We start from the raw sequence: 1864 nt of genomic DNA on the forward strand, positions 1-1864 counted from the left end.
GGCTCTGCGCATTCTGGGTGGGGTGAGGCGCTCGGGCGTGGCGTGACGGGGTGAGGTGGGTCGAGGCCCGGAGGATCGGTAGCGACCAAGCAACCTGTTCGTCCGGAGACCTCGACCCGTGCCTGATGCTACGCGCTGCGCCGCCGCGCGCCCGTGTTCTGCTGTCTACTGTGATCGCTGCGACCTGCTCGTCGGACTCGACGGGCTCCGGGTGGCCGGGGTCGAGCGTCGCGGCGATGGCGTGCTCGTGATCGATGCCGAGTCGCTGCCGGGTCCGGTCGGCTGCCCTGAGTGCGGAGTGGTCGCGGAGTCGGCGGGACGGAAGGTGCTCGTTCTGACGGACGCCCCGATGGGCGGGACTCCGGTTCGGGTCCGGTGGCGCAAGCGCCGCTGGCGGTGTCGCCAGGACGGGTGCGGGGTGCGCTCATTCACGGAGCAGAACCCGGCCGTCGCGGCGGCGAACAAAGCGCTGACGGCTCGCGCGGTGGCGTGGGCGGTGGCGCAGATGCGCCGCGAGAACGCGTCAGTGCGCGGTGTCGCTCGGCAGCTGCGCGTCGCGTGGCGCACGGTCTGGACGCACGTGGAGGCCGAGTTGCAGCGCCGCGAGCAGGACCCTGGCCGGTTCGATGGCGTCGAAGTGCTCGGCGTGGACGAGCACCTGTGGCATCACGTGTCCACGAAGCCCGTCGCCGACGGCGGGCGCGGTCCGAAGGAGCTGACCGGGATGGTCGACCTGACCCGAGACGCCACGGGACGCGTGCGGGCGCGACTGCTGGACCTGGTGCCAGGTCGATCCTCGAAGGCGTACGCAGACTGGATCAAGGAGCGGGACGAGCAGTTCCGTGCCGGGGTGAAGATCGCAGCTCTTGACCCGTTCGCCGGCTACAAGAAGGCCCTCGACGACGAACTCGACGACGCGACCGCGGTGCTGGACGCGTTCCACGTCGTCAAGCTCGGCACCGCCGCGGTTGATGACGTCCGTCGCCGCGTCCAGCAAGACACCCTCGGCCATCGCGGCCGCAAGGGAGATCCGCTCTACGGGATCCGCAACATCCTCCGCGCCGGACAGGAACGACTCACCGACAGGCAGCGGTCCCGGCCCGACGCGGCGTTCGCGACGAGAGAGGAGCACGTTGAAGTTGAAGTCGCCTGGCACGCCGCCCAGCAGCTCCGCGACGCCTACCGGCACCCCAACCTGGTCGAAGGGCACAAGATCGCCGAGCAGGTTCTCGAATCGTTCCCGTCCTGCCCGATCCCCGAAATCGCCCGCCTCGGCCGCACCCTCACCCAGTGGCGAGCCGCGTTCCTGGCCTACTGGGCGACAGGACGCTCATCCAACGGCGGCACCGAGGCCGTGAACGGGCTCATCGAACTCGCCCGCCGGATCGCCCGCGGCTTCACCAACTACGACAACTACCGGCTCTGTGAGTCTTGAACCGGCTGGTCCGGGACTAGCTGCCAGGATGGTGTCGGCCGCACCGCCCGACGTGTGACTCATACCGGCTATGTCCTCCTCGTGGAGTGTCTTCATTGCGGACATGTCCACGCTGAGCGGGTGACCGGCGCCGTCCCGGCCCACTCGGCGACTTGATCAGAAGACTGCCCGATCCCGCGGGGTCGTGGCCCATCACAGAGCTGTCCCAGTGACTCCTTCCCGGTCCGGCACCGGCCTCAGCGACCGGTCCTGTTCCCAGATCAAGGAAGGAGCGTCGATCGCCATGGCCATCGTCGCGCATACCCATCCATTTGTCATCGGAGTCGACGCTCACGCGAAGACGCATACCCTGGCGATCCTCGCTGCACCGTTGGGAGAACTGGTCGACACTGCACAGTTCCCGACCACTCACGCGGGTCTTCAACGCGC

At 68.7% G+C, this 1864-nt stretch carries 1 protein-coding gene and 1 pseudogene; both read left to right on the forward strand.

Annotated elements, in window-relative coordinates:
• The first annotated feature begins 247 nt into the window (after window positions 1-247).
• Window positions 248-1435: an ISL3 family transposase gene (locus LOK55_RS13850; protein WP_308066694.1), complete on the forward strand. Its 1188-nt coding sequence runs from the start codon at window positions 248-250 to the stop codon at window positions 1433-1435.
• 283 nt (window positions 1436-1718) lie between these two features.
• Window positions 1719-1864: pseudogene (locus LOK55_RS13855) on the forward strand (IS110 family transposase); the annotation flags it as partial.

The organism is Microbacterium sp. F2E, from assembly GCF_020905435.1.
Classification (GTDB): Bacteria; Actinomycetota; Actinomycetes; order Actinomycetales; family Microbacteriaceae; genus Microbacterium; species Microbacterium lacticum.